This window comes from Arthrobacter sp. I3 (assembly GCF_000520575.1).
Lineage (GTDB): Bacteria > Actinomycetota > Actinomycetes > Actinomycetales > Micrococcaceae > Arthrobacter > Arthrobacter humicola_A.
Genome location: NZ_KI914938.1, coordinates 237,909 through 239,951 on the forward strand (window position 1 = coordinate 237,909; position 2,043 = coordinate 239,951).

Genomic DNA, 2,043 nt, shown 5'->3' on the forward strand with positions numbered 1-2,043 from the left:
GTTCCGCCTCGAGCCGCTCGGCTTCCTCGCCGCCTACTGCTTCGCCGCGGGCCACCATGCCGGCGGTGTCCGACAGGGGGATCTGCTTCAGGGTCAGGGCCAGAATCAGGGCGATGACCAGGAACGGCAGCAGGTACCAGAAGACGGGGGCGAGCGAGTCCGCGTAGGCGTTGACAATCGCGTCCTTGAGCTGCGCCGGGAGCTGGCTGAGGACCTGGGGGTCCATCGTCCGGGTGGACTGCGACGCCTGCTCAGCGGACGCCCCGGCGCCGGTAAAGGCATTGGTCAGGGACTCGGAGAGCCGGGTGGTGAAGATGGAACCGAATACCGCGACGCCCAGAGACGCGCCCACCTCGCGGAAGTAGTTGTTGGTGCTCGTGGCCGTGCCGATCTGGTCCGCCGGCACCGAGTTCTGGACCACCAGGACAATCACCTGCATGATCGAGCCCAGGCCGGCGCCGAAGACGAACAGCTGCACGCAGATGACCCAGATGGGCGTGGCGGCCGTGAGCGTGGTCAACCACAGCATGGCCGCGATGGTCAGGATGGCCCCGAGGATCGGGAACATCTTGTACTTGCCGGTCTTGGAAATGCGGATGCCGGAGAAGATGGCCATGCCCATGAGTCCCACCATCATGGGCAGCATCAGCAGGCCGGATTCGGCGGCGGAGGTCCCGGAGGACATCTGCAGGAAGGTCGGAACGAAGGCGATTGCCGCGAACATGCCCAGCCCGAGGGTGAAGCCGATCGCGGTGGAGTTCACGAAGATGCGGTTCTTGAACAGGCTCAACGGAATGATGGGGTCCTCGGCCCGGCGCTCCACCAGGATGAAGGCCGTAGCGGCGAGCACCAGCCCGGCGCCGAACGCCCACGTCAGCGGCGAATCCCAGCCCTCGTCCTTCTTGCCGCCGAAGTCGGTGAAGAAAATCAGGCACGTGGTGGCCGCGGAGAGCAGCAGCACGCCCAGGATGTCGATCCGCTTCTCTGCCTTCTTGTTCGGCAGCGTCAGGGTGAACCAGGCGATGGTAAACGCGGCGATGCCGATCGGGATGTTGATGTAGAAGGCCCATTCCCAGGTCAGGTGGTCCACAAAGAAACCGCCCAGCAGCGGTCCGGCGACGGCGGAGAGGCCGAAGATTGCGCCCAGCGGGCCCATGTACTTGCCGCGCTCCTTGGCCGGAACGATGTCGGCGATGATGGCCTGGGACAGGATCATCAGGCCGCCGCCGCCGAGGCCCTGGATGGCGCGGAAGACCACGAAGCCCCAGAAGTCCGTGGCGAGGGCGCATCCGACGGAGGCGAGGGTGAAGAGGCCGATGGCGATGAGGAACAGGTTCCGGCGGCCCAGGATGTCGCCGAACTTTCCATAGATGGGCATGACGATGGTGGTGGCGAGCAGGTAGGCCGTGGTGATCCAGGCCTGGTGTTCAACGCCGCCGAGCTTGCCGACGATCGTGGGCATGGCGGTGGAGACGATGGTCTGGTCAAGGCTGGAGAGCAGCATGCCCGCGATGAGGGCGGAGAAGATGATCCAGATGCGTTTCTGGGTCAGCAGCAGCGGCTCGGCTGCTGGCTTGGTGCTGACGGCGGCGCTCATTGCGCTCCTTCGGAAGGGTTGGGCTGGACAGTATTCGACTCGACTCCGTCGAAGTGGACTGTGTCGAACTGGGACATGGTGAACGGCAGGGAGAAGAGCATGCGGGCTGCTGCAATGTTTTCCAGCAGCAAGTCCTGGTAGGGGCGGGCGTTGCCCTCGGAGAAGTAGTCGGCGCTGGTTTTCCTGGCGACGTTTCCCAGGAGGACCACGGCCATGCGGACTACGGGATGATCGGCAGGTACGCCTTCCCTGGCCGCGAGCAGCCGTGCGAAGTCGGCCTCGCGTTCCTCGGTGGCGCCGATGATCTTCAGCATCAGCTGGGGCTCCTTCTTGATCACCCCGATCAGCTGGCGGGTCTCTTCCTCGGAGCCGCTCATCCGCTCCGACAGATCAAGGGACAGGCGCACGAGGTCGGCGAGGAGTGAGGCCGAGATTTCCCCGGCGGG

The 2,043-nt window shown here is 65.1% G+C and carries 1 protein-coding gene and 1 pseudogene; both read right to left on the reverse strand.

The window, feature by feature from the left end:
* On the reverse strand, positions 1-1,597 hold a 1,597-nt coding region (locus Y706_RS25810; RefSeq protein ID WP_043436262.1), incomplete at its 3' end, for an MDR family MFS transporter.
* Positions 1,594-2,043, reverse strand: a pseudogene (locus tag Y706_RS25815) (TetR family transcriptional regulator); the annotation flags it as partial. The pseudogene Y706_RS25815 and the gene Y706_RS25810, both read right to left, overlap by 4 nt.